26 protein-coding genes and 3 pseudogenes are annotated in these 25,822 nt (G+C 57.1%); 13 read left to right on the top strand and 16 right to left on the bottom strand.

Translation table 11 applies throughout. The annotated features are described in order from the left end of the window. Positions 1–63 precede the first annotated feature (63 nt). The 3 genes from ACEN8Q_RS06555 to ACEN8Q_RS06565 are packed head-to-tail and all read right to left on the bottom strand — an operon-like array spanning position 64 to position 2,090. Positions 64–606, bottom strand: coding sequence for a histidine phosphatase family protein (locus ACEN8Q_RS06555; protein ID WP_413424340.1), 543 nt, complete (start codon positions 604–606; stop codon positions 64–66). Positions 607–623: 17 nt separating this feature from the next. Continuing rightward, positions 624–1,667: an SDR family oxidoreductase gene (locus ACEN8Q_RS06560; RefSeq protein ID WP_413704769.1), complete on the bottom strand. Its 1,044-nt coding sequence runs from the start codon at positions 1,665–1,667 to the stop codon at positions 624–626. A gap of 3 nt (positions 1,668–1,670) precedes the next feature. Beyond that, the gene (locus ACEN8Q_RS06565) at positions 1,671–2,090 is read right to left on the bottom strand and encodes an ester cyclase (protein WP_413424222.1); all 420 of its coding nucleotides are present in this window, start codon (positions 2,088–2,090) and stop codon (positions 1,671–1,673) included. 116 nt (positions 2,091–2,206) lie between these two features. Between ACEN8Q_RS06565 and ACEN8Q_RS06570 the strand changes: the two genes are divergently transcribed. Then, positions 2,207–3,121 (top strand): LysR family transcriptional regulator, encoded by a 915-nt coding sequence (locus ACEN8Q_RS06570; RefSeq protein ID WP_413424224.1) that lies wholly within the window; start codon positions 2,207–2,209, stop codon positions 3,119–3,121. 389 nt (positions 3,122–3,510) lie between these two features. Continuing rightward, positions 3,511–3,591 (top strand): annotated as a pseudogene (locus ACEN8Q_RS06575) (hypothetical protein); the annotation flags it as partial. A gap of 517 nt (positions 3,592–4,108) precedes the next feature. Here ACEN8Q_RS06575 and ACEN8Q_RS06580 read toward each other — a convergent pair. From ACEN8Q_RS06580 to ACEN8Q_RS06590, 3 genes are all read right to left on the bottom strand, one after another. After that, a complete protein-coding gene (locus tag ACEN8Q_RS06580; RefSeq protein WP_413704770.1) occupies positions 4,109–4,603 on the bottom strand; it encodes a helix-turn-helix domain-containing protein in 495 nt (164 codons plus the stop codon). Positions 4,604–5,070: 467 nt separating this feature from the next. Next, positions 5,071–6,498 carry a mechanosensitive ion channel domain-containing protein gene (locus ACEN8Q_RS06585; protein ID WP_413424228.1) on the bottom strand — a complete coding sequence of 476 codons (1,428 nt, stop codon included), beginning with the start codon at positions 6,496–6,498 and terminating at the stop codon, positions 5,071–5,073. Positions 6,499–6,560: 62 nt separating this feature from the next. Then, positions 6,561–7,577, bottom strand: coding sequence for an alpha/beta hydrolase (locus ACEN8Q_RS06590; protein ID WP_413704771.1), 1,017 nt, complete (start codon positions 7,575–7,577; stop codon positions 6,561–6,563). A 345-nt stretch (positions 7,578–7,922) separates the two neighbouring features. Between ACEN8Q_RS06590 and ACEN8Q_RS06595 the strand changes: the two genes are divergently transcribed. The 3 genes and pseudogenes from ACEN8Q_RS06595 to ACEN8Q_RS06605 form a co-directional block, all read left to right on the top strand. Next, the gene (locus tag ACEN8Q_RS06595) at positions 7,923–8,576 is read left to right on the top strand and encodes a hydrolase (RefSeq protein ID WP_057399470.1); all 654 of its coding nucleotides are present in this window, start codon (positions 7,923–7,925) and stop codon (positions 8,574–8,576) included. A gap of 133 nt (positions 8,577–8,709) precedes the next feature. After that, entirely contained in the window at positions 8,710–10,293 is a 1,584-nt protein-coding gene (locus ACEN8Q_RS06600; RefSeq protein ID WP_413704772.1) for an MFS transporter, read from the top strand. A 60-nt stretch (positions 10,294–10,353) separates the two neighbouring features. Next, positions 10,354–10,475 (top strand): annotated as a pseudogene (locus ACEN8Q_RS06605) (IS5/IS1182 family transposase); the annotation flags it as partial. Between the two features lie 121 nt (positions 10,476–10,596). On the opposite strand, the gene ACEN8Q_RS06610 reads toward ACEN8Q_RS06605, so the two are convergent. The 7 genes from ACEN8Q_RS06610 to ACEN8Q_RS06640 form a co-directional block, all read right to left on the bottom strand. Then, entirely contained in the window at positions 10,597–11,859 is a 1,263-nt protein-coding gene (locus ACEN8Q_RS06610) for a serine hydrolase domain-containing protein (protein WP_413704773.1), read from the bottom strand. 156 nt (positions 11,860–12,015) lie between these two features. Further along, positions 12,016–12,471 (bottom strand): RidA family protein, encoded by a 456-nt coding sequence (locus ACEN8Q_RS06615; protein ID WP_413704774.1) that lies wholly within the window; start codon positions 12,469–12,471, stop codon positions 12,016–12,018. Next, on the bottom strand, positions 12,468–13,352 hold the full coding sequence (locus ACEN8Q_RS06620) for a PhzF family phenazine biosynthesis protein (RefSeq protein ID WP_413704775.1): 885 nt from the start codon (positions 13,350–13,352) through the stop codon (positions 12,468–12,470). The genes ACEN8Q_RS06615 and ACEN8Q_RS06620 overlap by 4 nt, the downstream gene beginning before the upstream one ends. Next, positions 13,349–14,395: an ABC transporter substrate-binding protein gene (locus ACEN8Q_RS06625; RefSeq protein ID WP_413704776.1), complete on the bottom strand. Its 1,047-nt coding sequence runs from the start codon at positions 14,393–14,395 to the stop codon at positions 13,349–13,351. Before ACEN8Q_RS06625 ends, ACEN8Q_RS06620 begins: the two co-directional genes overlap by 4 nt. Positions 14,396–14,428: 33 nt before the next feature. Then, a complete protein-coding gene (locus tag ACEN8Q_RS06630) occupies positions 14,429–15,193 on the bottom strand; it encodes an ABC transporter permease (RefSeq protein ID WP_413424242.1) in 765 nt (254 codons plus the stop codon). Next, positions 15,190–16,008, bottom strand: coding sequence for an ABC transporter ATP-binding protein (locus ACEN8Q_RS06635; protein WP_413424244.1), 819 nt, complete (start codon positions 16,006–16,008; stop codon positions 15,190–15,192). Before ACEN8Q_RS06635 ends, ACEN8Q_RS06630 begins: the two co-directional genes overlap by 4 nt. A 114-nt stretch (positions 16,009–16,122) precedes the next feature. Continuing rightward, on the bottom strand, positions 16,123–16,935 hold the full coding sequence (locus tag ACEN8Q_RS06640; protein ID WP_413424246.1) for a helix-turn-helix domain-containing protein: 813 nt from the start codon (positions 16,933–16,935) through the stop codon (positions 16,123–16,125). Between the two features lie 124 nt (positions 16,936–17,059). On the opposite strand from ACEN8Q_RS06640, the gene ACEN8Q_RS06645 reads away from it, so the two are divergent. From ACEN8Q_RS06645 to ACEN8Q_RS06665, 5 genes are all read left to right on the top strand, one after another. After that, on the top strand, positions 17,060–17,239 hold the full coding sequence (locus ACEN8Q_RS06645) for a hypothetical protein (protein WP_413424248.1): 180 nt from the start codon (positions 17,060–17,062) through the stop codon (positions 17,237–17,239). A 141-nt stretch (positions 17,240–17,380) separates the two neighbouring features. After that, entirely contained in the window at positions 17,381–18,418 is a 1,038-nt protein-coding gene (locus ACEN8Q_RS06650; protein WP_413704777.1) for an isopenicillin N synthase family dioxygenase, read from the top strand. Positions 18,419–18,446: 28 nt separating this feature from the next. After that, positions 18,447–19,271 carry a MetQ/NlpA family ABC transporter substrate-binding protein gene (locus ACEN8Q_RS06655; protein WP_413424252.1) on the top strand — a complete coding sequence of 275 codons (825 nt, stop codon included), beginning with the start codon at positions 18,447–18,449 and terminating at the stop codon, positions 19,269–19,271. Next, on the top strand, positions 19,268–20,248 hold the full coding sequence (locus tag ACEN8Q_RS06660; RefSeq protein ID WP_413704778.1) for a methionine ABC transporter ATP-binding protein: 981 nt from the start codon (positions 19,268–19,270) through the stop codon (positions 20,246–20,248). Before ACEN8Q_RS06655 ends, ACEN8Q_RS06660 begins: the two co-directional genes overlap by 4 nt. After that, entirely contained in the window at positions 20,245–20,916 is a 672-nt protein-coding gene (locus ACEN8Q_RS06665) for a methionine ABC transporter permease (RefSeq protein ID WP_413704779.1), read from the top strand. Before ACEN8Q_RS06660 ends, ACEN8Q_RS06665 begins: the two co-directional genes overlap by 4 nt. A 187-nt stretch (positions 20,917–21,103) precedes the next feature. Here the strand turns inward: ACEN8Q_RS06665 and ACEN8Q_RS06670 are convergent, their stop codons facing one another. After that, entirely contained in the window at positions 21,104–22,453 is a 1,350-nt protein-coding gene (locus ACEN8Q_RS06670) for a hypothetical protein (RefSeq protein ID WP_413704780.1), read from the bottom strand. Positions 22,454–22,602: 149 nt separating this feature from the next. Here ACEN8Q_RS06670 and ACEN8Q_RS06675 point away from each other — a divergent pair. After that, a pseudogene (locus ACEN8Q_RS06675) lies at positions 22,603–22,764 on the top strand (DUF4113 domain-containing protein); the annotation flags it as partial. Positions 22,765–22,769: 5 nt separating this feature from the next. Here ACEN8Q_RS06675 and ACEN8Q_RS06680 read toward each other — a convergent pair. Next, entirely contained in the window at positions 22,770–23,138 is a 369-nt protein-coding gene (locus ACEN8Q_RS06680; protein WP_413704781.1) for a hypothetical protein, read from the bottom strand. Positions 23,139–23,223: 85 nt separating this feature from the next. Here ACEN8Q_RS06680 and ACEN8Q_RS06685 point away from each other — a divergent pair, with 85 nt between their 5' ends. Then, entirely contained in the window at positions 23,224–23,418 is a 195-nt protein-coding gene (locus ACEN8Q_RS06685) for a hypothetical protein (protein ID WP_413705472.1), read from the top strand. On the opposite strand, the gene ACEN8Q_RS06690 is transcribed toward ACEN8Q_RS06685, so the two are convergent. Beyond that, positions 23,419–23,856, bottom strand: a complete 438-nt coding sequence (locus ACEN8Q_RS06690; RefSeq protein WP_413704782.1) for a hypothetical protein — start codon at positions 23,854–23,856, stop codon at positions 23,419–23,421. It abuts the gene before it with no gap. Between the two features lie 630 nt (positions 23,857–24,486). Here ACEN8Q_RS06690 and ACEN8Q_RS06695 point away from each other — a divergent pair. Next, positions 24,487–25,755 (top strand): cystathionine gamma-synthase family protein, encoded by a 1,269-nt coding sequence (locus tag ACEN8Q_RS06695; RefSeq protein ID WP_413704783.1) that lies wholly within the window; start codon positions 24,487–24,489, stop codon positions 25,753–25,755. Positions 25,756–25,822: the final 67 nt, after the last annotated feature.

The raw sequence follows: 25,822 nt of genomic DNA on the forward strand, positions 1-25,822 counted from the left end.
AATTTCGGCCCGGTCAGTTTTGAAGGGGAGCACCGAGCTCTGTAGAACAGAAACTCTCACCTCTTAAATACCGCCATTTTGATACACCGTCGCACTCCAATATTGGCTGCCGTTACGTTTTTGGCGAGTCCATCCATCTGCCTCCAGTTGTCTGGCGATCATTCGATTCATAAACCCATGACCGAGCAGCAGAACCGGTCCTTCGCCGGCAAGGGACTGAAGCCGTTTAGCTGCCGTGCCGGCGCGCATTCTCGTAGTGGCGACGGATTCGACTCGGCGTGAGTAACCGCACAACCATAAGATCCGAAGGATAAATGCCCAGGTAAACGGCGATAGCCGTGGCAGTTGCCAGTGACCATAAGGCAGTGGAGCTTCACAGAACAGCGCGTCGACCAGGGCGGGCTTCAGGCCGAGAGCCTGGACGGAAGTCAGCGCACGAGGCGCGTTGCTTGAGACAATCACCGTGGCGGTTGCGGCGAGCTGCATGCTGGCATCCGGGACGGGTTGATTGGTAATTTCGGAGCGGTCGTATTGTTCGATCCAGTCTTTCATATCGAGCGCTGATATTTTGTCGGTTGCGACCAGTTTTGGCTGGCCGTGACGCATCAGGATTATTTTTCTGCTCACGGTCTGTTTACGTCCTTGTCCTGGTGTGTATCAAACCAACCGTGATCACGGTACCACGCCACGGTGTCGGTGATTGTTTGCTCCAGCGCCCGGAAACTCAGGTCAAGCTCTCGTTCGCTCTTGCCGTGATTGAAACGGGTGCGGTCCTTTTCTCGTACCAGCAGGCGCAACGTGGCTATGCTCAGCAGAATGGGCTTGCCGGTAATACGCGCGTAGATCTCCTGCACAACTGCCAAGGTGTACAGAAAGGGCAGCGGCAGTTGTCGAACGGGTGTCTTGACGCCTGCGATACGCCCAAGAGCGGGCACCAGTTCACGCATTGTCATATGCCGGCCCGCCGCGAGATAGCGCTCGCCTCGACGCCCATCTCTGGCGGCGGCAATCTGCGCCAATGCCACATCGCGGGCATCGACAACGGAGAAGCTACCGGGGATCAGTCCGGGCAATTTGCCGCGTACGACATCGTTGACCAACTGTCCCGAGGAGGTCGGGCCAATGTCGGCAGGCCCCCACATCCAGCCAGGCAGGACCATGCAGGCATGCATCTCGGGATGGACTTCCAGGAACGACAGGACGACACGGTCGGCGAGTATCTTGCTGCGGTAGTAGTCATCCGCGTCGGCGTCGGCCCGCAGGCAGGTTTCATCGATTGACGTGCCGGGAGCGCCGTCGAGCACGGCGATGGAAGACGTATGGATGAACCGTCGTATACCAGCGCGGTAGGCCTGACCAAGCAGGCTCCGTGTACCTGACACATTAATCTTTTCGAGTTCTTCCCAGTGGCTGCCGCCCTTGTAGTTGTCGCGAAAGAACGCTGCGGTGTGGAACACCGTATCGCAGCCTTGTAGCGACGCTGCGAACGCATCGACATCGGCCATGTCACCAACGACCAGTTCCACACCCGGCAAATGCTTGAACTGTTGTTCACCTTTGGCTCTTGAACGGACCAGGGCTTTGACCACGCAGCCACGAGCGACCAGTTCACGTACCAGGTTGTTGCCCAACAAGCCGGTCGCGCCAGTGACGAATGTGTTATGCATGTGTCACCCCTCACTCTGATCGGTTGACGGCATCAATACCGCACTGTCGAAGAAGACCTCTTCGCGTATGGCCAAGCCGTCTTTGAAGGTGAAGTGTGCGGCGTAGTACACGGTAATGTGGCGTCCATGGGGTGGAATCACCCGGTCCGACAGCACCAATGGTGCAGCGAAGGTGCCGGTCAGGAAGGCGGTCAGTGCCAAACGATCGTGGGTGACGATAAATGGGCTCAAGATCACCTTGGCATCGGGGAACGCTTCGAGTAATGCGCGCTCTCGCTTGTGCATGGCCTCGCGACCGGTTTGTATCCCCATGCCATCGAAGTAGATGAAGTCTTCGGAAACCAGCGCAAGCATCGCCTCCAGGTCTCGGCGATTAAAGGCGCTGGCGGCGCGTGCCGCATAGTCGTTGGGGCCAGTAGTCATACAGTCCATTCCATTCTTTTCGAGGGGGTGTAGATATACCGTTGACACCTCTGCCGAAAAACAGCGACTGCTGCATAATGGATTTGCAAATTTGCGGATCAGGGAAGATATGAAGCATGGCTTTGCAAGCAAACTGGGACGATCTTCGCCTGCTGTTGGCAGTCTCGCGACGTGGCAGCTTTCTCCAGGCCGGTCAATTGCTGGGGGTCGCTGCGTCTACTGTGGCGCGACGGCTGACCCAACTTGAAGGCGCACTTGGCGAGCCACTCGTTGAGCGGGGAGTTGAAGGATGCAGGTTGACCCCGCGAGGCCAATCCCTCGTGGACGTTGCCTTGGCTGCAGAAGCGGGCTTGAGGCGTCAAACCGTTACGGGCATGTCCGAACCAGACACAGAGCTATCTGGCAGTGTCGTGGTCAGTGCAGGAGAGGGGTTCTCGTCTTGCGTGCTGGAGGCCGCGAGTCGCTTCACCACTCTGCATCCGCGATGCTCGGTGGAGTTGCTGATAACAGCCGACTTTCACAAGATCGTCCGCGGAGTCGCAGACATTGCTGTACGCACGACTCATCTGGGCGAGCCGTCGCTGATTTATCGCTCCATAGGCAGGCTCGCTTACGGTGTATTCGCCGATGCAGGTTATCTGAAGCGGTTTCCAGGGCTGACTCCGGCCACTGCGGCCAATATTGCCTTGCTTCCTCCGCTGGACATGTTGCCTCAAATGCGCATGGCAAAGGCCTCGGGTCTGGACCGCACGCAGATCAGCGTGAGCTCGTTCGCGGTTCAGCTCGAATCGGTGAGGCGAGGAATGGGCGTGGCAGTGTTGCCCAGAATTCTGGCGAAGGATCTGATCGGGTTGTTCCCGGATCTCCAGCTTCCAGATATGGAGGTCTATCTGGTGACCCGGCCGCAGGCATTGAAACAGGCTCACATCAAATGTTTTTTTGCCATCCTGGAGCAGGTACTGCTTGAAGCCCTTTCCATGGAAAGTGTCGAAGGGGACCTCTTGGAGGGGCGCCCCGAAATGGGTGCATGAGGCAGCTTGCAGGTTGTACGGTAATGGTGGAAAACAATCGGAACTGCGGTCGCAACCTTTGTCTGGCGAGAAAAGAGGCGGACCGCGTTCGGCCGATTTCGACGGTCACGACCGACCGAAATAGCCTGTGGACTCAGCCGGTCGACGCAACGGATTGGCTAAATTGTTCAGCAGGCGTTTCGTAGTTTAGTGTTTTCCGAGAGCGGCTATTCAGCTGCCAGGCCACTTCATTGACTGCGGCAGAAATCTGCTGGAGGCCAGCGAGTTCCACTCAAGGCCTGCCAGGATACTCTGAACTCTTGACAATGGAGGTACGGGAGCCTGGGCGGACACTGGATATCCCCCGGGTGCTGATCGAACACGCAGGCAACGTGGTAAGCAAGGACGAAATGATTGCTCACGTCTGGCCAACTTCAGTGGTCGGGGATATCAATCCGCGCGTGCACATTGCCGCCCTGCGACGGGCTCTCGTCGAAGGCCAGAACGGGTGGCCCTGCACTGTCAACTTTCCCCAGCGCGGCTACAGCTTCGTCGTCCCAGTGCAGCGCGAGTTGGAACGGACGCTGGTTTTGATCAAGACCGGACACAAACACCAGCACAAATTAACTCGTCCTGCGTCCGGTCTGCACCCAAAACTCGCTCCTGCAAATGGATATAACCCATCTCAAGGACAAACCAGCGAGCAACGTGGTGGTCTATCACAGTGGCTACGGGCACACCCGGGTCACGGCCGGCTGATTTCCTCGGTGCTGACAAGATCGTACCGATCGAAACCTACGGTATCTCAAACGGGTCAAGGGTTCGAAACTGCTCGTCCACCCTGGCGTGCCCGTGGGCTAACTGATACTGACAAGGATCAGCTCAACGCCGACCTGCTGACTTTCCTTCAAGCTTGATTGGCTCTGCCCCTGGCGCAGGCGTTCGGGCCCGCGCCGGTTTACACCCCTTGCATGGGCGGCATTCCAGTGCTGGGGTGATTCACGGTCGTCACCCCGGAAAATGAGCGGTCCTGCCGCTCGATTTGATCATTGGACGTGAATTTGAACGGTTAGTGAGGGAGGCGGCTTGCGTTGCGGTAGGTGGTGCGGATCGCACCGCCCGACAGCGCCAGGCGAAAGGCGTAATGCCTTCGCTGCGGGTGAAAATGTGACTGAAGTGCGCCTGATCACAGAAGCCGCATTCCAGGCCGATTTGCGTCAGGGTCAGGTTGGTCTTCTCGATCAGTTGCTTGGCCCGGGCGACGCGCTGGCAACGAATCCAGTCCTGGGGCGACAGGCCAGTGCTGCACTTGAAGGTACGGGAGAAATGACTGCGGGACATCGCGCAGGCCCGTGCCAGTTCGGTGACTTCCAGGGGGGCGCTGAGGCGGTCGAGGATCAATTGTTTGACCAGGCATTCCCGCCAGGGAGTGAGACCACCAGTGATGGCTTTTCGCGTTTGGGTGGCTGACACGCAGGTGTTGTTGTGCTGAACATGGGCCATGACAAATGTCCGTGTTGATGGGTGTGTTCTGGAGCACAGTGCGGTGGGGCGGCACCATCCCTTTTGGAAAAACAATCTTGCATCGAGGGTTTGATTTTTGGTCGCAAGGCTTTGGCTGGCGAGTTAAACGTTGTTAATTCCCTCCTTTGAGTGCCTATGATTCAGTAAAGTCCAAAGACGGGTGCCTGGTTGAAAACACAATGGAACGGTACTCGGGAATCATTACGATCTGCGCAATGCCGATTTGAACCTGCTGGCGATTTTCGAGGTTCTGATGTTCGAAAAAAACCTGACCTGGGTCGCTGGAAAAACAGTCCCCGGATGCGCCGTTCATTGCCGCCAAACAAGTGCAAAACTTGTGGGAGCGAGCCTGCTCGCGAAAGCGGTGTGTCGGATGACATCAATGTCACTGATACTCCCTCTTCGTGAGCAGGCTCGCTCCCACAAGGTCAGTGCCTGACAGTTGTTTAACGGTTCTGCAACCATCCCAGAAAGCCACCTTTCCTGACCGCCACCGGTTTGGCCATCAACGCCATCCGGCTGTTCTGCTGCCGGACCGCTTGCAGCTTGTTCAGCGCCCGGTCGACTTCGCGTCGTTGCTCCATGCAACTGCGGGTCAGGGATTTGTCGAGGCGGTAGATGATGCTTGAGGTCATGGCAGTGAACCGTGCCTGGGACGGCGTGTCGGCGAGGATGCTTTGTTCGCCCATGATTTCACTCGGCCCCATGCGCCCGGCTTCAATCTGCATGCTGCCGTCGGCGACCGTGGCGCTGACCACGCCGGTGGCGATGACGAACAGGCTGTCCGGTACTTCTTCCAGATCCAGCACCACCTCACCGGCCGCGTATTGCTGCGCCACCATGTTCCGGGCCAGGCGATCACGCTCCTCGGCGCTCAGGGAACGGAAGACTTTCACTTCATCGAGCAACGCCCGGGCGCGGGTCGAAGGCTCGATCACGCCATCGGGCTGCCGGGAGATGCCTGCCGCTTCGAGGTGCCGATGGGCGAGATCGAACAGCTGATTGCGCACTTCGCTTTTCTTGCCGAGCTCGGCGATAAAACCGCTGGCAACGTATTCGGACATCTCTTCGCCGGCCTCTTTCAACACCGCTTTGGGTGCAGGGTTGAGCAACAGGCTGCTGCTGCCTTGCAGGGTGCGGTCGAGGGCGTCGAGTACTCGACGGGGGCGGATGTGGTTCGGCACCCTGATGCTGATCGACACCCCGTGCAGGTTGTTCGGTTGGCTGAGGTTGACGATCTTGGCCTTGGCCGCCACCGAGTTCGGTACCACGGCCATCGTGCCGGCGCTGCTCAACAGGTGCGTGGCGCGCCAGTTGATGTCGAGCACCTTGCCCTCGACGCCATCGATGACGACAAAGTCGTCCACCTGATACGGCTTGGTGGTGTTGAGCACGATGCCGGAGAACACGTCGGCCAACGTACTCTGCAGCGCCAGACCGACGACGATGGCAAACACGCCAGAGGTCGCGAGCAGACCTTTGACCGGCAGATCCAGCACATAGCCGGCGGCGGCGACGATGGAAGCCAGAAACACCAAGGCACCGATGACGTCCTGCAACAAACGGCCGCTGTGGCCGATGCGGCGCATCAGCACCAGACCGAACACCTCGGTCAGCACCCGTGCGGCGTACAGCCACCAGAGAATCCCCAGCGCCGTCGCGCCAAGTTGCGCCACCTGGTCATCGGCAAACAACGGCGCCTGCAATGGACTGACGCCGGTATTGATGATCAGCGAACTGAACGCCAGAAACAGCACCAGCCGCACACCAACCCGTGGCGCACGATGCTTGAATGGGACGAGGTGCCAGAGCAGAGCGTCGAGCACCAGCAGCAGGGCGCTCCAGGACAACAGGTGGGCAGAGAAAATGCTCATGGGGTGGACTCCTGCGGGCACAAAAAAATCGCCACACCCAGAGGTGTGGCTAGTGGTTGCACTCAGTTCAGATGGGTCTTGAGTTCCGCCGCCGCTTGCCGCACGGCTGCCTTCACCTCGGGAATCTGACTCAACGGATTGAGCAGGCCAAAGTCATGAATCATCCCGTTGTAGCGCACCGAGGTCACCGGCACACCGGCCGCATCGAGGTGGCGGGCGTAACCTTCGCCTTCGTCACGCAGCACGTCGAATTCGGCGGTCTGCACCAATGCGGCAGGCAGGCCCTTGAGTTGTTCGGCGCTGGCGTTGAGCGGCGAGGCATGGATCTGCGCACGTTCGGCCGGGTTGGTGGTGTAGTTGTCCCAGAACCACTGCATCATGCCTTTGGTGAGGAAGTGCCCCTCGGCGAACTGCTGGTACGAGCCGTCGTCGAACTGCGCGTTGGTTACCGGCCACATCAACAGCTGGAAGCGCAGGGCCGGGGTGTTCTGCTCCTTTGCCATCAGCGCCACGACTGCCGCCATGTTGCCGCCGACGCTGTTGCCGGCCACCGCCAGACGCTTGCCGTCGACACCGATTTCCTTGCCATGCCCGGCCACCCATTTCGTCGCGGCGTAGGCCTGGTTGATCGCGGTCGGGTACTGCGCTTCCGGCGACGGCGTGTAGTCGACGTACACCGCGACCGCGCCGGAGCCCACCACCAGGTCACGAATCAGGCGTTGGTGCGTCGGGAAGTCGCCCAACACCCAGCCGCCACCATGGAAGAACATGAACACCGGCAACTCGCCTTTGACCTTGGCGGGGCGCACCACTTTCAGGTTGATGGTCTGGCCATTGACCTTGATCGCCTTGTCGCTGACGTCCACACCGGACAGATCAACCTTCACCGAAGCCTGGGCACCGGTCAGCACCGCACGGGCGTCTTTGGGGCTCAATTGCTCAAGCGGTTTGCCACCGCCGGCGGCGAGGGCATCGAGGAAGGCCTGGGTGTTGTGTTCTACGCCAGTACCTTCAGCAGCGAACGCATTGCCGATGGACAGGGCGAGGAGGGAAGCGGCGAGGGTTTTCTTGATGTTCATGTGCAAATCCTTTTTAAGCCGTTTTAGTTTTTCTATGCCTTGGGATCGGGCTGCTGTGGCGCTGGGGTTTCGGCCTCAGCAACACCGTGAGCACAGATTAATGAGGTGCCGGAAAGTGAAAAAGCGGCCATAAAGCGTTTAACTGTCAACCAGAGAGTGACAATTAGCCCGTTCGAAGGCATTCCGGGCTGTCTGCTGCCGCTGTTCCCGCAGCGCTATCGCGAGGTGACTGCTGGCGAAGTAAATTCTCTCAGCACAAATCCTCCAGATTCGCACATCCGTACAATCGTTCTGCTCTAGCGAAACCGAAAATGGCGCTTCTCAAAACATATCCGGAGAAGTGTTATGGCAACCGCAAAAGCAGCACCAGGCAAAGGCCTGATTGATCCGAGCAACCACGCCCTGATCCTGATCGACTTTCAGTCACAGATGTCATTTGCGACTAAATCCATCGACGCTGTATCACTGCGTAATAACGCTGCACTGATCTCGAAAGCAGCGAAGGAATTTGGCGTTCCTGCCATTCTTACCACCGTCGCCGAAAAAAGCTTTTCGGGCCCAATGTTTGAAGAAATCACCTCGGTCTTCGCCGGCCAGGAGCTGATTGACCGGACCAGCATGAACACCTGGGAGGACGAGCGTATCGCCGTCGCCGTGAATAAGATCGGTCGCAACAGAATCGTTCTTGCCGGTCTCTGGACCTCGGTCTGCATCGTTGGACCGGCGATCTCGGCGCTTGAACAAGGCTTCGAGGTCTACGTCATTTGCGATGCGTGTGGTGACGTTTCAGATGAGGCTCATGAGCGTGCTATCGAGCGTATGGTTCAAGCAGGTGCGCGTCCAATGACCTCGCTTCAATACCTCCTGGAATTGCAGCGTGACTGGGCTCGTAGCGACACCTATAACGAGACGGTGAAAACTTCTATCGCTCACGGTGGCGCTTATGGTCTTGGTTTGATTTATGCCAAAACCATGTTTAACGCATCGGAAGGTCACTGATCGGTAAGCGCCTCTTCCCCACCAGGGGATGAGGCGCACTTTGCCTGGGGATCCGGAAGATTGGCATTGGGTACGAGTCTGTCGCGTCGTTGGCCACTTCTGAGCAAACTGTGGGGAGGAAATGGTGAGTACGATGACTGAAGAGCAGGCACCGGGTACGGCCTGGCAACCGCTTCGCCATGGACTGTTTCGCAGTCTATGGCTCGCCAGCATTGCATCCAGCATAGGGACGTGGATGCATGAAGTCGGTGCGGGGTGGCTGATGACCTCCTTGTCGGCCAGTCCCCTCATGGTGTCTCTGGTACAGGTAGCGGGTGCCGCTCCCATGTTCCTTCTAGCGCTGCCTGCTGGCGCGCTGGCCGACATCGTCGACAAACGGCGTTACCTGTTGGCTGTCCAGGCAGGAATGGCCGTCATTGCACTTGCGCTCGCCTTGATCACCTTTGCGGACCTGATGAGCTCTACGCTTTTACTCCTGTTTACTCTGGCCATGGGGATTGGAACGGCGCTGACCATGCCAGCATGGTCAGCGTTGACACCTGAGCAGGTTCCGGCCAGTGATCTGCCCGCCGCGATATCGCTGAGTAGCGTGGGGGTCAACGTTGCCCGGGCACTCGGACCGGCCATCGCTGGCATCATCATCAGTCTGGTAGGGCCATGGGCGACATTTGCCGTCAATGCCTTGTCCTTCTTTGGCGTTATCGCGGTGCTCGCCTTGTGGCGTCGCACGCCACAACAGACCGTATTGCCGGCAGAGCGCCTGTTTGGCGCTATACGTACGGGTTGGCGCCATACCCGTAGTTCACGGCACCTGCAGCGAGTTCTGGTGCGCGCCCTGGCCTTTTTCCTGGGTGCAAGCGCCGGCATGTCCTTGCTTCCACTGATTGTGCGAAGTGAGCTGAAGGGCAGTGCTGAGCAATTCGGGATCTTGCTCGGTTGCGTGGGGATCGGGGCGGTCGCGGGTGCAATGTTTCTACCCAGGATTCGTCAGCATGTTGCTGTCAATCCGCTGGTGGCATCGGCCAGCCTTATCTATGCAGCAGTATTGCTGGCATTGGCATGGATTCATGATTTCTATCTGCTTATCCCTGTGATGTTCCTCAGTGGTGCTGCCTGGATCGCGGTATTGTCCAGCTTTCAGGTGTCTGCGCAAACATCGGTACCTGCGTGGGTAAGGGCCAGGGCGTTGGCGGTCTATATCCTGACTTTCTTTGGCAGCATGGCTTTGGGCGGTGTGATATGGGGACTGATCGCCAGCTGGTTTTCGATCTCGATATCGCTGAGTCTTGCCGCCGTAATCATGGTGGTGGGAGTAGGGGTGGGCTGGAGGGTCAAACTGCCTGCGCTGAGCGCAGAAGACCTGGCCCCTTCGCTGCATTGGCCGCAACCGTTGATGGGTGTCGACGTTGAAGGTGAGCGTGGGCCTGTCATGATTACACTCGAATATGAGATTGACACGGTGGATGCCGATGCCTTCAAAGACGCTATGGAAGAGGTGCGCAGGATGCGGCAGCGCAATGGTTCTTTTTCCTGGCAGTTGATGCAGGACACCGAAAATCCGCAACTGTGGATCGAGTTGTTTTTCGACGAGTCCTGGTACGACCATCTACGCCACCACGGTCGAGTCACTCGCGCAGAGTTGAAAATCGAATCAGCCGCCCGGCGCTTTCAAATCGCTGGAAAGTCTGTACGTATTCGGCACTTGCTCAAAGGCTGACGGGTTAGTCTCACTTCAGTCCTGCGGTGGAAGAACGGCCTGCGCTTTTGAAAAGGTTGTGCAACCTGCGTCTCTTCTGGTACCGGGAAAAAAGGGGGCCTGAAGAACCGCAAAATCATTCGCTCGGACGTAGCCGGGGCGGTCTGACGACGACCATTGGTATCAAGATGACCGGAGAGGGCCCGTGGCTGCCCCAGATCAGGAACGCCAGTTTCCGGCCAGAATCGGCAAACTGCGAATTTTGGCTGCCTTCTTCATGTACAGGAGTTTTTCCAACTCCTGTACATGAATCCAAGAAACCGGTTACTGAAGGGTATTGGTAATGGCGTCAAAGGCGACCATGTCGTCGATAACCTCACCACCGGTGGGTTTGGTCTGTGCTTGCCACACTACAATCACCACATCTTTGGTCGGATTGATGTAGAGGAACTGACCAAAAGTGCCTGCAGCCGTAAAGGCTTTGTCGGCCTTGGAAGCATCGGTCCAGCCTGGCCACCACATGTTGGCAAAGTCACCGTATGCCGCATCTGTGCCAGTGGTCACGCTGGCGAAGCTCATCCAGTCTTCAGGCAACACTTGCTGTTCACCGGCCTTGCCGCCGCTGAGGAAAAACTGTCCAAAGCGCCCGTAATCTTCAAGGGTTGCACTGATGCCGCTGCCGCCCACTTCATTGCCGTTAAGGCCGTCGAGCCACCATTTGGCATCGGTTTGCATGCCATAGGGGACCCAGATTTTCTCGCTCAGGTATTGCGTCAGTGGCTTGCCCACGGCGGCGCTGACCAGTTGTCCCAAGACTTGCGTTTCACCGGTGCTGTAGTTGGTGCGAGTGCCAGGAGGTGCAGCGGTGGGCAGGCTTGCCATGAACTTGAGGAGCGACCCAGGCACTTGTTCGATTCGCAGCTTGATCAGCTGTCGTTCGTCTGATGTTGGATCAGTGTATTTCTCGTTCCATTTGATTCCGGAGCGCATGGACAGAATTTGACGTACGGTGACCTGGTCGTATCCGCTACCGGCCAGCGCGGGTAAGTAGTGAGTGACTTTGTCATCAAGGCTTTTGATGGCGCCGTCCTGCAATGCAGCGCCCACGAGAGTCGAGGTGATTGATTTCGCCACCGACATCGACATCCAGCGGGTGTTGGCGGTATTACCTTTTTCGTATCGCTCAGTCACGATTTGACCGTCCTTGAGCACCAACAGGCCTGTCACCCGATTCAGCGCAACGTAGTCATCGAGACTGTAGCGCTTGCCTTTATAGTCAATGGCAACCGGGCCGAGTGGCGTGCCGCTGCGCGGTAACGGGAAAGGATGGCCGCCCGCTTTGATGGTCCGCACAGGGAACAAACGATCAGTATTGCGAAAGGTAGTGACGGCCATGTCCTCGCTGAGATTGCCGTCATAAATGGCCTGCACTTCACCAATCGGCTCCAGCGCAGGTTGTTGGTAGGACTTCGCGGGACCAGGAGTGGCCGCGCAGGCGGTCAACGATAGAACGAGTGTCGAAACACACACCACCTCTTGGAGATGGCTGCGCTTAACGAGCGATGGATGGCGACGGAGCATTGGCATAAACACCTTCCTATGGTTTCTTGTTGTTTTGTCAGGGGGCAGTTTGCAAGGTGGACATTTTTGGGGCGCGTGGGATCGGGCCCGATCACGCGCGGAATCGGGCCATGGATAATCTGGAATATTTGATTGATTGGTCAGGCCTGGTGAGAAAACGCTCTAACGCACTGCCGCCACCAGTTCCAATTCCAGCAATCCGCTGCCTGGAAGCCCCGCGACGCCCAGCGCAGAGCGCGCGTGTTGCCCTCGCTCGCCAAACAACTCGATCAGCAAACGCGAAGCTTCGTCGAGAACTTTTGAGTATTCCTGGTAACCGTCCTCGGCATAGACAAATCCGCGTACGAACACAATCCGCTCGACGCATTCCAGATCACCGACCGCTTGCTCAAGCGCACTCAAAGCGCGCAATACACAGGTGCGAGCAGCCAGGATCAAGGTTTCTGCAGACATGTCTGCCCGAGCCGGACCTGTGATTACACTGTCGGCCAAGCGACACACCTGCCCGCTGACATAGGCCACGCCACTGTGGATCACCACCGGCACGTAGTCACCCTTGGGGGCAGGGGCATCGGGCAATTGCAGACCCAACAGCTTCAGTCTCTCTCGAATGCTCATGGGCTCACCTGCGCAAAACTCACCGGCCCACCGAGCCACAATCCCTGAATCTGCTCCTGAGCATCCCGGCGAAAGCGCAACGATATCTCTGAAGGGCGGCCCATAGCCCGACCCTGACGAACACGCACCGGGCGTTCATCAGCACTCACCAGGCCGTTTTCCAGCAAACCGAAGGCCAGGGCCGCGGCTGCAATACCGGTGGCCGCGTCTTCGGGGTAACCGGAGGACTTGGGAAACTGTCGTGCATCGAATTGTCGAGTGGCAAGGTCCAGTGCTGCGTAGGGGTACAAACCGGTTGAGCCGATGCGCTCGCACAATTGCTCAACCCGGCGAAAATCCGGTTTCAACCCGTCCAGCACCGCCACGCTCTTGAGCGGGATCAGGGTTTTCACCCGGCTGGTGGCGGCGTTCTGGATGGGTAACGGAGCCAACTCATTGGAACTGATGCCCAGCACCGAGAGGATTTGCGCTTCGATGTCCGGGGACGAGAGAGTTTCGACCTGACCTTTGGGTTGGCTGATTTCGACCTGTACGGTGCCACCCCCATCGCGCATGACCCGCGCTTCCACGCGTCCACTCAAGGTCCAGATCGACAGTTGATCCTTTGGCAACATCCCCAGTCGGTCCAGCAGCCAGACGGCGCCGACCGAGGCATGTCCACACATCTCCATTTCGTGGTTCGGCACCCAGAAACGGAAGCTGAAATCATAGTCGGTTCCGGCCGGTGGCGAACAGACGAAGCCGCATTCATGCCCGTAAGCCTGGGCCACAGCCTGCATGTCCGCGTCGCTCATGCCGTCGGCACGAGCGACGGTTGGTGCAGGGTTACCGCCGTTTTCGGCAGCAGGGAATACATTGATCAGATGAACTTGCGGGGTCATTTCTGCGCTCCTTGAGCGTCCGATAAAGCAGGTGCAACCGCATCGACGATGGCATTGGTAAATGCTGTGTGCGGATCAAGACTGACCGGTTCCGCTTCAACAGCGTTCATGAAACTGATGTTCTTCTGGACGCCCGACAACTCGACCCTCGGCGTGGCCGGGTAAGAGGGCAGTGACGCTGTCCATGCCGCATCGAAAATCGGCGCGGCGGTGTGAGCGAAGTACGGCCGCACGGCTTCCCGAGCCTTGTCCGGATCGGTGGCGATCAGTTGCTCGGCGCGCCACAGGGCTTTCACCATTTTTCGTGCGGTGTCGGTGTTACTGGCCAACCAGTCTTCCCGAGCAATCATCGCTGTAAAGAGGAAACCGTTGAGCGGCTGATATTCACCCTTGGCCAAGTCCATCAACACAAATCCCCCTTGCTGTTCGGCGGTGGTGATAGTCGGTGGTGACAGCGAAAAACCATTGATGCTGCCCTGGGAAAACGCCGCCAGCATGTTCGGCGCGCCGCCAATCGGCATGATGGTCAGGTCTTTGTCCGGACTCAGGCCTGCGTCCTTGGCCAGATAGCGAACCAGCATATCGGTGGTGCTGCCGGGACCGGTGACGCCGATTTTCAATCCTTTCAAGGCTTGTGCCCGGGCAGTCAGTGGTGACGCAGCGGATACACCCGCACTTTTCGCGGAATCGGCATCGATCACCACGGTGCTGCCGAACTGCGTCTGCACCGAGGCGAAAGCCTGAACATCCTGTCCCTTGGAGCGGGCACGGATGGCCACCGCCGGCAGGCCGACATAGGCGTCGGCATCACGTCCGAGGACAGCGGTAAGCGCCGCGGAGCCGCCTTTCTGGAAGACGATGACTTCGATGTCGAGCCCTTCTTCGGCGAAGTAGCCAAGCTTCTGCGCGACATAGATCGGCACATACAGGAAGCCTTCACTGGGAAACGCCAGTTTGACCTTGGTCAACTCGGCGGCCTGAGTCGCGAACCCACAGAGCAGTGCGCTGGCAAACGCGGTCGCCGTCATTAGACGTTTGAACATGATGGAACTCCGGATAATCAATCGAAAGGATGTTCAGACCGCCACTTCACGTTCGGCGTCGTTGGCTTTCCATGGCATCAGCCGGCGTTCGGCCAGTTTGACCGCGGTATTGAGGATCAGCGCCAGGGCAATGATGCCCACCAGCGCGGCGAACACACCGGCGGTGTCAAACTGCGAAGCCGCGTCGGAGAGCAAGTAGCCGAGCCCGCGATTGGCAGCGATGATTTCACCCACCAGTGCGCCGATCAGTGCGTACGGCACCGACAGGCGCAACCCGGTAAACACCCAGGTGAACGCGGAGGGAATGACCACCATGCTCAACAAATCACGTTCGCGGGCGCCCATCAGGCGCAGGATGGTCAACTGCTCGCGGGACACGTTGCGCACTCCGCTGTAGGTATTGAGGAACACCAGGAAGAACACCACTGCTGCGGTCAGAATGACTTTCATCGGCAAGCCGATGCCGAACCAGAGGATAAACAATGGTGCGAGAGCGACCTTCGGCAAGCTGTAGAACGCGGTGAGAAAGGGGTCGAGGATGTCGGCCAGGACTTTGGCCCGGCCTAACAGCAGGCCAGCAGCGAGACCGGCCACCGAGCCGAAGAAGAATCCGAGTACGGCTTCCAGCGTGGTAATCCCTGCGTGGTAGAAAAACACGCCATTGAGCAGGAGCTTGCACAAACTGGCCGCCACGGCAGAAGGCCGGCTGATGAAAAACTCCACGCCGAACCAGCGGGAAATGCTTTCCCACAGCACCAGCAGAAACACCAGGAACAGCAAGCGATAGACCTGAATCATAGGGCCTCCAGAGAGTGAGCCAGCGAGGAAGGATCGGCGGCACCGGCGATGTCTGGGGCCAGGCGCTGCCAAAGGGCGGCGCAGAGTTCGACGTAGTGCGGATCGGAACGCAGTTGCACCAGATTGCGCGGCTGCGCCAGTGACACCTCAAGGATGTGATCGATGGTGCCGGGACGCCCGGCAAAGACCACGCAGCGATCGGCGAGGGCGATGGCTTCGTCGACATCGTGGGTGACGAACAGCACGGTTTTTTTCAGTTTCTTGCACAGTCGCAACAGCTCGGTTTGCAGCGTGAGGCGCATCTGCGCATCGAGGGCTCCAAACGGCTCGTCCATCAGCAAGGTCTCAGGATCGCTGGCCAGCAATCGGGCCATGGCCGCACGTTTTCGCATGCCACCGGACAGTTGGTTCGGGTAGCTGGCACCAAATCCGGTCAATCCGACCAAGGCCAACAGTTCCTCGACACGTGCGTCGATTTCACGCTTGCCCAGGCGTCGGATCTGTAACGGTACGGCGATGTTGCCGGCCACTGTGCGCCATGGCAGCAGGTGGTCAGCCTGGGTCATGTAGCCGACCCGTGTGTTGACGCCTTTGACTTCGGCGCCGTCGTAATGAACCCGACCTTCGGTAGGGCCGAACAGCCCCGCGGTCATGTTCAACAACGTCGATTTGCCGCACCCGGACGGGCCGACCAAAGTAATGATTTCGCCACGCTGGATCTCAAGCGATACATTGCGCACGGCCACAAACCTGCGCCCGTCGACCTTAAAACTCTTCTGCACATCAGCGAAACTGATAAAGGGTTCTCGCCTCACGGCCCCATCCTCTTGTTGTTTTGTCAGGGCTCAGGATGCCGGGTGGAGAAACTCGGGGCGCACGGGATCGGGCCTCATCATGCGCGAGATCGGGCCATGGATAATCGGGATGGTTTACCGGTTGGTGTTACGGCGAAACTCGTCAGGCGAGCAGCCCTGTGCGCGTCGGAAGACATGGGCCAGGTGGGAAGGGGACTCGTAGCCGACGCTGTTGGCAATCTCCAGCACAGACATGCGCGTGTGCTGCAGCAGGTTCTTCACTCGCTCCAGGCGCATGCGCTGAACGCAGGCCAGCACAGATTCGCCAGTGTGTTGGGCAAACAAGCGGGTGAGGTGGCGTCGTGAAACATGAAAGGCTTCAGCGATCTCGTCCAGTCCCGGAGACTGTTCAAGATTGCCATCCAGATAGCGCTGAACATCACGCACCAATGCCGCACCATGACGTTCGGTCGAAGAACGTTGCAGGCTTGGCTGGCTCAGGGAAATCGCCAGGCATTCCAGGAGCAGCAAGTGGTCGGTCTGGGTGATTTGCCTACGCCGATCCACGTAGCGATCCGGTTGACTGAAGGCTTTTTTCGCCAGCAATAGATGATGAAGCGGTGCCGAGGCGTGCCAGATACCCAACGTCGGTACTCGCAAAAAACGGTTGGCATCACCGGACAGATCACGCAGGGCATAGCTCATGTAATCCGGGTCGACATAGAACGCAACATGTCCCTGTCTCACTGTCATTGACGATGAGGAATGGCTCCACTGGGGTGGGACCAATACGAACTGTCGGTCAACCATCGACGTTGAACGGCCGCTTTGTTCGTCCTTGAATCGCAACAAACCATGCTCCGGCACCATGATCATGAATTCATCATGCTCATGGGCAGCGGTTTCATAGGCTCCATTGGAGTTGAAGACGCTGTAGATTTCACGCATTGGCCACACCGGGTCGCGTCAGTCAGGTGCAAACACTAATACGCTGCGTAGTGAGAAATCTCAAGATCGGAAAGAGGCAGCCCGCTCGGTGAATGGCAGGCACTCCAGGTCAGGAGAACCCTCGATGTTGAATGATGTACACCTGCTGGAACGGCACAGCCTGCTCAGCTCGGCCGATTACCGCGAGATCAAGGACAAGGTCAGCCAATACCTGTGCCCGCACAGCTTCAACGTACTGCGTGACCAGAATGCAGCTTTGAAAGGGCAGAAGTTTTCACGCGCGGCATTCATGAACCTCCCTTAGCCACCCACCAGTCCAAAAAACAACCTGCGTCACGCCTGAGAAGCGAACCTAAGCTAATGCTAAAAAGATATTTATTACTGCTTTTTAAGATCGTTTAGCTTCAAGCAAGGATTACAGGTTCAGTCAGACATGGAGTGAAACATGGCGCACACACGGGGTATCACCTCCTTACCGACTCTTGATCTGTCATTGCTCGATGGCACTGCGGCACAGCGTCAGGGGTTTCTTGACGATCTGCGTCATGCGGCACGGGATGTGGGCTTTTTCTACCTGACCGGCCATGGCATTGATACTGATTTATTGAAACAGGTGCAGAGCCATGCCCGTCAATTCTTTGCGCTGCCGGACAGCGAGAAAACTGCCGTCGGCATGATCAATTCCCCACATTTTCGCGGTTACAACCGCGCGGCGTCGGAGATCACTCGCGGTAAACCCGATTTACGCGAGCAGTTCGATCTGGGTGCAGAAAGGGACGCATTATCGCTGGATGAAAACAGCCCTTACTGGGCACGCCTGCAAGGCCCCAATCAATGGCCAGCCGCGTTGCCGGCGCTCAAGCCATTGTTGCTGGATTGGCAGCAGGCCATGACCGGAATGTCGCTGCGCTTGCTCCGGGCTTTCGCCCAGGCGTTGTCGCTGCCGCAAGAATCTTTCGATCAGTTGTACGGCGATAAGCCCAATGAGCACATCAAGCTGATGCGGTATCCGGGGCAGGTGCCAGACGAAAGCAATCAGGGCGTGGGAGCGCACAAGGATTCAGGTTTCCTGAGTTTTCTGCTGCAGGATCATCAAACCGGTTTGCAGGTGGAAATCGAGGAGGGGCTTTGGATCGATGCGCTGCCTCGGGACAACACTCTGGTTGTGAACATCGGTGAATTGCTGGAGCTGGCCACCAACGGCTATCTGCGCGCCACCGTGCATCGCGTGCTGTCGCCGCCCGAGGGCAGTGAGCGTTTGTCGATCGCCTTTTTCCTCGGTGCGCAACTGGACGCGGTGGTGCCGCTTTACCCCCTGCCGCCGGAGCTGTTGCGCGAAGCACGGGGCCCGGCGAGCGATCCCGACAATCCGTTGTTTCGCGACGTGGGCTGGAACTACCTCAAAGGTCGCCTGCGCTCCCATCCCGATGTTGCCCAGCGATTTTACGGGGATGTACTGATCCCCAACGCACTCAGCGCCTGACCCTTTTACTCGATCAAGGATTACGAACATGTTCAAGAAGACAGGATTGACCCTGGCGGTACTGGGCGGGCTGGTTGCGTCTCTCAGCGCATTGGCACTGGAACCATTACGCGTGGCGGCAGACCCGGTGCCTCATGCGCAGATTCTGGCGTACATACAAAAAATCGACCCGCAGTTGAACCTCAAGGTGATCGAGATCCCCAACGGCGTGAACTCCAATGAACTGCTGGCGCACGGTGATGTGGACGCGAACTACTTCCAGCACTTGCCGTATCTGAAATCTCAGGAGCAGGCCCTCGGCGAAAATTTCGCGGTGGCTGCAACGGTGCATATCGAACCGTTGGGGATCTACTCCCACCGACACAAAAGTTTCGACCAGGTACCACTAAAAGGCACGGTGGCGGTGCCGAATAACGTCACTAACCTGAGTCGCGCACTGTACTTGCTTCAGGACAATGGCCTGATCAAACTCAAGGCCGGTTTCAACGACCCGGCCACTGACCAGGCAACACCCAAGGACATCGCCGAAAACCCGAAGCAGCTGAAAATCCTCGAAATCGAGTCGCCGCAGATTCCTCGCGCACTGGAGGATGTCGATCTTGCGGTGATCAACGGCAACTACGCGCTGGACGCCGGTCTGGCTCCGGCCAAAGATGCGCTGGGCCTGGAAAAGGCCGATGGCAATCCGTACGCCAATATCCTCGTGACCACGCCAAAGTTGCAGGACGACCCGCGTATCAAACAGCTGGCCAAAGACCTGACGTCGCCTGAGGTGGCCAAGTTCATTACCGACACCTTTGCCGGTTCGGTCATTCCGGTCGACCCGGTAACCGTGGCGGCCAGCAAGCCATGATTGTCGTCGAGCAGTTGAGCAAAACCTACTGGCCGGGGCAGGCACCTGCGTTGGACAACGTGTCCCTGAGCATTTCCGACGGTGCGATCTACGGGATTCTGGGGCGCAGCGGCGCAGGGAAATCGACGCTACTGCGTTGCCTCAATCTGCTCGAACGACCAAGTTCCGGGCGTATTCTGCTGGACGGTGAAGACCTGACAGCCCTGTCCGACCTCGAACTGCGACGACAACGCCAGCGCATCGGCATGATCTTCCAGGGCTTCAACCTGCTGCATTCACGCAACGTGTTCGACAACATCGCGGTGCCGCTGGAAATCGCGCGCGTCGATAAAGCGCGGCGCCATGTACGGGTCAGGGAGCTGCTGGAGCTGGTGGGCTTGAGCGATAAAGCCCGGGCGTTTCCTTCGCAGTTGTCCGGTGGGCAGAAACAACGGGTTGGCATTGCCCGTGCGTTGGCGGCGCGACCGGCTTATCTGCTGTCGGATGAAGCCACCAGCGCCCTCGACCCGGAAACCACGGCTTCGATTCTTGAACTGCTGCGCGATATCAATCGGCAGCTGGGGTTGACCATCGTGCTGATCACCCACGAGCTGGACGTGGTCAAGTCCATATGTGATCACGCCGCTTCACTGGCCCATGGCCGGTTGGTCGAGGCGGGGCCGATCGCGCAGTTGTTGAACAACCCGGACTCCAGCCTGGGCCGTTCACTGCTGCCGGGTTACTGCGCGCCTTTGGGCAAGGATGCACAAACCCTGGATTTGAGCTTTTTCGACAATCTGCTGGCCACGCCGGTGCTCAAGGAGTTGGTGCAACAACAGGGCGTGGAGTTGAACCTGCTGGCCAGTGGCGTCGAGTCTGTTGGAGGGCGCAGGGTAGGGCGGTTACGCGTGGCTTTTCGGCAGCCCGGTGATGAGCTGAACCTGACGCGGGTGGTGGACTTTCTGAAGCAGCGTGGCGTCAGGGTGGAGCGTTCATGAACCGGAATATCGATTGGAGCGAAATCGTTCAACTGGTGCTGAACGCAACCGGTGAAACCCTGTACATGGTGCTGCTGGCGGGCATTTTTACCCTGCTGATCGGCTTGCCCCTTGGCGTGTTGCTGTTCATCAGCCGCCGCGGTGGGTTGTACCCGATGCCCAGACTCAACAAAGGCCTGGGCGGCTTGGTCAATCTTGGTCGCTCGTTACCGTTCGTGGTGATGCTGATCGCGTTGATTCCGCTAACCCGGCTGATAGTCGGCACGACGTTGGGGAGTACTGCCGCCGTGGTGCCCATCACGATAGGCGCCTTTCCTTTTTTTGCCCGAATTGTCGAAAACGCACTGGACGAAGTCGATAAGGGCCGCATCGAAGCCATCCTCGCGATGGGCGGTGATATTCGACATGTGATTTTTAAAGTGCTGCTCCCCGAAGCACTGCCAGCGTTGCTCGCGGGCATCACTTTGACCCTGGTGATGTTGATCGGATTCTCATCCATGGCCGGGGTTATCGGGGGAGGCGGGCTCGGAGACCTGGCGATTCGCTACGGTTACCAGCGTTTCAATAACCAGGTGATGGTTGCGACCGTGGTGGTGCTGGTGATTCTGGTTCAGAGCGTGCAAAGCCTTGGTGATCGGCTGGTGAGCTCATTGGCTCATCGGCGATGACTTTTTTCGGAATCCTGTTGCGGCGCTGGGCGACATGACCAAGCCTCACTCGCGAGCAAAGTACGACAGGAATGCCCGCCAACTTTGGTGCTTCCGGTGGCTGAAAATTAATCGCGGCTTTCCTGACACCATCGCTTGATCTGATACTCCTCGCCAGCAAATTGGAGAAGGGATACAGCTCTTAACCTCACTTCCAGTCCAGACCATCTACCGCAAACTCCATCGTGCGATTGCCTTCCTTGTAAAACTGAGCCTCGATGTAGATCTTGTCGACCTTACGCAGTTCGCTGACGAAGCTGTTGTAGCCCTTAATGAAAACGTAGGTGCTGTCGTTGTCGCTCGGCTCTCCTGCGGAGAATTGCTTAGGTTTTCCGTTCCCGAAGCGCACCGACACACTGCATCCGTTGTATGAGTTGCAGATGAACTGGCCTTTTTGGATGTGCAGAATCACGTCCTGCCCCCAACGCGGGTGCTTGCGCAGTTGGAGTGTGGCCTGTTGCGCTCCGCGGTAAGGGAAGTCGAACGACAATCTGTTGGTTGACCGAATGAAGGCTGTCGTGACCGGCTTCTGGCTCATTGAATCCTGTGTGGTCTCATAATCCCAAGCCTCTCCGGCCATCCTGCGCTGCTGAAACTCACTGGCCCTCTTGATCTCATGAGAAGCCGCCGCGAGCTTGTCCGTGTACTCCTTGTTGCCTGGGTAGAGCGCCAGCAGGGCCTTGTAGGTCGTCTCCTGGCCTGCGTAGTCGTCCTTGCCCAGTTGCGCGAGCTTGGCCTTTAGAGCGGTTGTCTGCTCGTCTCTGGCGATGTCCTTAACCTTTGCATCGACTTTAGCGAACATGGCGTCCACATCGGCATCACCCAGACCCTTGTATTTTTGCAGCAGATTCCTGGCTTCAATGATCTTCTTCGCATCCAGCAACTGCTGAAACTGGGCCGTGATGGCTAGCTTGTTTGCAACCAGATAGTCCGTATCCACCTTCTTCTGCTCGGCCTTCTTTTGAGCCGCTGCCGACTCCGCCGTCTTATTTTCTGCGGTGATTTCATCCCTCAGGTGATTGGAGAACAGGAGCATCCCAACGACTCCGAGCACAACGGCGCCGATCACACGAACAAAGGGCTGGAGATCAAACTGAAGCTTGACCATGAGCATGTTGCATAACGGTGGCAGCAACAAAACGGTCGCGATCAGTAGTGGAATGGCAGCCACCGGAGCCTGGAGGATGACCGCTAGCGTCCAACCGGCGAAAAGCAGGCCGAAGATCCAGTAGAGCAATGTGCCAATGAACGACTTGGCCTTATCAGCCAATGGCATAGGTTTAGGGCCAGCCGGCTGCACCGCAACATCGACCTTCGCCAAGCCTTCAACCCAGGAAGTCGGCTTACCATCCGGGACATCCGTCTCATCGATATCGAACACCAGTGGGGCTGGTACTATCAACGGCGATGCGCAATGTGGACATTTGCCTTGCTTGCCGGCCATCTCTTTAGAGACCTGAATCGGCTTGCTGCACTCATCGCATTTGAAGTTGATCATGTTCATCCTTGAAAGGAACCAAACCCTGCACTTCAGACTAGGTGATGGCCATATGCTGGTCAATTGAAGCTGTTTTTGAATCCGTTCCGAAGCGCTTACCCCTATATGGTTCAGTAGCCGCTTACGCGAAGATGCGACTGCTTCTCTGAGAAGTCATGGCCGTGCTGGACTCCATCAATGGGCGATGGGGTAGAGGCACTCTGCGCCTAGCGGGTGCACCTACGAATCCTGATTGGGGGATGCGTTGGGAGATGATGAGTCAGTGCTTCACTACACGGCTAGATCTGCTTTGGACGGTGTACTGCAAGTGAAAGCTTTAGGGGCTGCCGTTACCTTCATCGGGATTCTGTTCATCAAGCATTGCGGAGATTAATCGCATACCTTGAATAAACTCCTCGGAAAAGTCTTCGTCGATCAGTGCGTAAGGAACAATAACGTTGAGCTTCGCGAATTCCTGATGCCTCTGGATTTGCTGAAGATAGCGTTCCAACAACTCGGGAGAAACAGTCGACCTAGCAAGGTGCTTTTTCAGTCGCTCCTCATACTGGTTAACCTCCTTTTCAGTCGCCCAGTCGCCGTCCTCATCCATTGCTTGGAGCTCACGAGCAAGACGCTTTTGAGACCAACCTAAGCGTTTGATCAGCGATTTAATTTCTTTCTGAAGTCGATGCGTTTCTGTCCCCATTTGTCTCTCGGTACCTGGCTAATGTTTGAGTCGTCCCAGCGGGGACTCTGAATATTCTCAATGAGAGGAACCAAAAATGTCCAAGATGACCAAAGCCGACGCTTCGCGTATTGCCTCAGCCACAGCCAAGCAAACCGGTGGGCAGACACCCAAGGACTCGTTTGCTGCTCGTGCCCAGTCGGCAGCCAGTGGCAACGAAGCTGGTTGGCCGAGTAAGCATGAGGGTAAGCCTTCTGGAGGCGGCCGAGACAATAATCCGCCTGCACCGAAGACACGCTAATTAGCCTGAGTAGGTCGAAGCTAACCTGTTAGCTTTGCAAACCCTGGCTGCCGAATCGAAGGCAGCCAGGTACTCGTCAGTTTTCTCGTTGAAGTCTTTTACCCCGTACGTCTTCTGCACTTTACTTAACGCACAGATGCAGTCTTCCTTCTTTCCCTTGTACTGGTACAGAGCTAGTGCCCGCTGGGAGGAGGTGAGGCATATCTCAATGAGCGCGTACTCACTCTTGATCGAATAGCGATCCGCCGATCCTGTGTAGTCATCAATTTTTTTGGTAGCAAATGCACCTACCCCAAATGCAATCACTACGGCTGCAACCGACGTTTTAACCTTTCCATAGGTGTGACCTCTGAGGGTCTTTTTGCAGTGGCCACAGTTCACGTCGGTTTCGAGGTTCAGATCATTGGCTTTTGAACAGTTTGGACATTTGATCAGCATGGCAATCCCTGCACCTATAAAGCGAATCTATCTGACAGCACTAGCATTCGTTCATGTAGCAGCCGCCCATGATGGAACGAAACTACGCCCCAAGAACGATGATCGCGCAATCCCGGTATCAGCTCACAGTTCCCCTTGGTAAGACCGAACCATACTTTTCAACTGGTCAGTGAAGTGTCCTATTTTTGACTGAGCTGTCGGCTTCGTAAGTGGGCTTCTTCGACGGAAGGTACGCTTCAGTCGATGTCGTGGATCTGTGCCCCATCTGTTTTGCAACCCGGTCGAAAACAGCTTTTGGTGATTCAGCTTTTTTATCGTTTTTTGGTCATTTCACTTTCCCCTCGTTTGTATCCAATTACTGTAGCTGCAAATAAACCCCTCGTTTGCGGACACCGATCTACGACATTGTTTGATGACAAAGGTAGCGGTGGAAGCCGTGGATCGGGTTTCCGGCCAGGGCTCAAGTACAACAAAGCCGAACAGTTCCTGGTCAACCACCGGCATCCAGCCATTAAAAAAAGCACCCCTTACTCCCGGATATCATGATTTTTCACAAGCATGAGCCTTCCATATAGTCCTCCCAAGCCCACTTGGAACACGGTTGTGTTTCCCTTGATGCGAGACAACTGTATGGAAAACAAGAAACGCGCCGCCCAGGCTTCAGAGGTTGGGATGGGGACTCGAGTCGTATGGGGAGGAGAGCAGGTTCAACATCCCTACAATGCGACCCAGACACCCATCGTGGTCAGTGCCGCTTATGGCTATGACGATATCGATAAGTGGTATGACGTGGCATTGGGAAAGGAGCCCGGCTTCATTTACAGCCGGATGAGCAATCCCACCGTCTGCGTCCTGGAAGATAAACTCTGTGAGCTCGAAAACGCAGAGTCGGCTGTAGCTTTCAGTACCGGAATGGCCGCAATCAGCGGTGTACTACACACCTTCCTGTCCTGTGGGCAGCGTGTGATATCTACGCGTGACAGCTACGGTGGTACGAATAAAATTTTCGAGGAGTTTCTTCCCCGCATGGGTGTGGAGGTAACCCTTTGCGATACGCTCGACACCGTGGCACTTGAGCAGGAGATCGCTAAAGGCTGCAGCGTCCTGTACCTGGAAACACCCACGAACCCAACACTGAAAATCGTTGATATTCGGCGCCTTGTGGCAGCGGCGAAGCGAGTGGGCGCTTTGGTTGTTGCGGACAATACATTCGCGACGCCTCTGAATCAGAATCCGCTCGCTTTAGGCGTTGATGTGGTTGTGCACAGCGCGACCAAATTCCTGTCCGGTCATGGTGATGTGCTCGGTGGTGTGGTCTGCGGCGCCGAGCATTTGATGTCTCAAGTTCGCCATTACCGCGAAATCAATGGTGCCTCGCTGGATCCTTTTTCGGCGTATCTAATCATCCGGGGCATCAAGACTCTGGCTCTGCGCCTTCGCCAGCAACAGGCGAGCGCGAAGCTTTTGGCCGAGTACCTCTGTACCGAGCCGCTGGTCGAGTCTGTGAACTATCCGGGGTTGCCTCAACATCCAGGTCATGACATCGCTCGATCGCAAATGAACGGATTCGGAGCCATCGTCAGCTTCGTGCTGAAGGGTGGCATGGACACAGTGACTCGTTTGCTGCCGCTGCTCAGATTTGCGCATCGGGCGGGTAATTTGGGCGCTGTCGAGACCATCTATGGGCCGGCCCGGACGACCAGTCACGTGGAAAATACCTTGGAAGAACGTCAGGCACTTGGAATTTCCGAAGGCTTGGTTCGAGTGTCCGTAGGTATTGAAGAATCAGCAGATTTATTGGCTGACCTAAAACAAGCCTTCGCTTTAGTGCGAAGTAAACAAGGTGATGCAAGCCTTCACGCTGACAGTGCCCAACGTTTCATTGAGGTAGGAGCCTGAATACGGGCAGGACTTTCGATATTAATCTTAAGCCCTTCATGAAGAATGAAAATAATAAAATCCTGCG

Origin of the sequence: Pseudomonas sp. Pseusp16, from assembly GCF_047324915.1 — a bacterium.
GTDB classification, from domain to species: Bacteria; Pseudomonadota; Gammaproteobacteria; order Pseudomonadales; family Pseudomonadaceae; genus Aquipseudomonas; species Aquipseudomonas fluorescens_CD.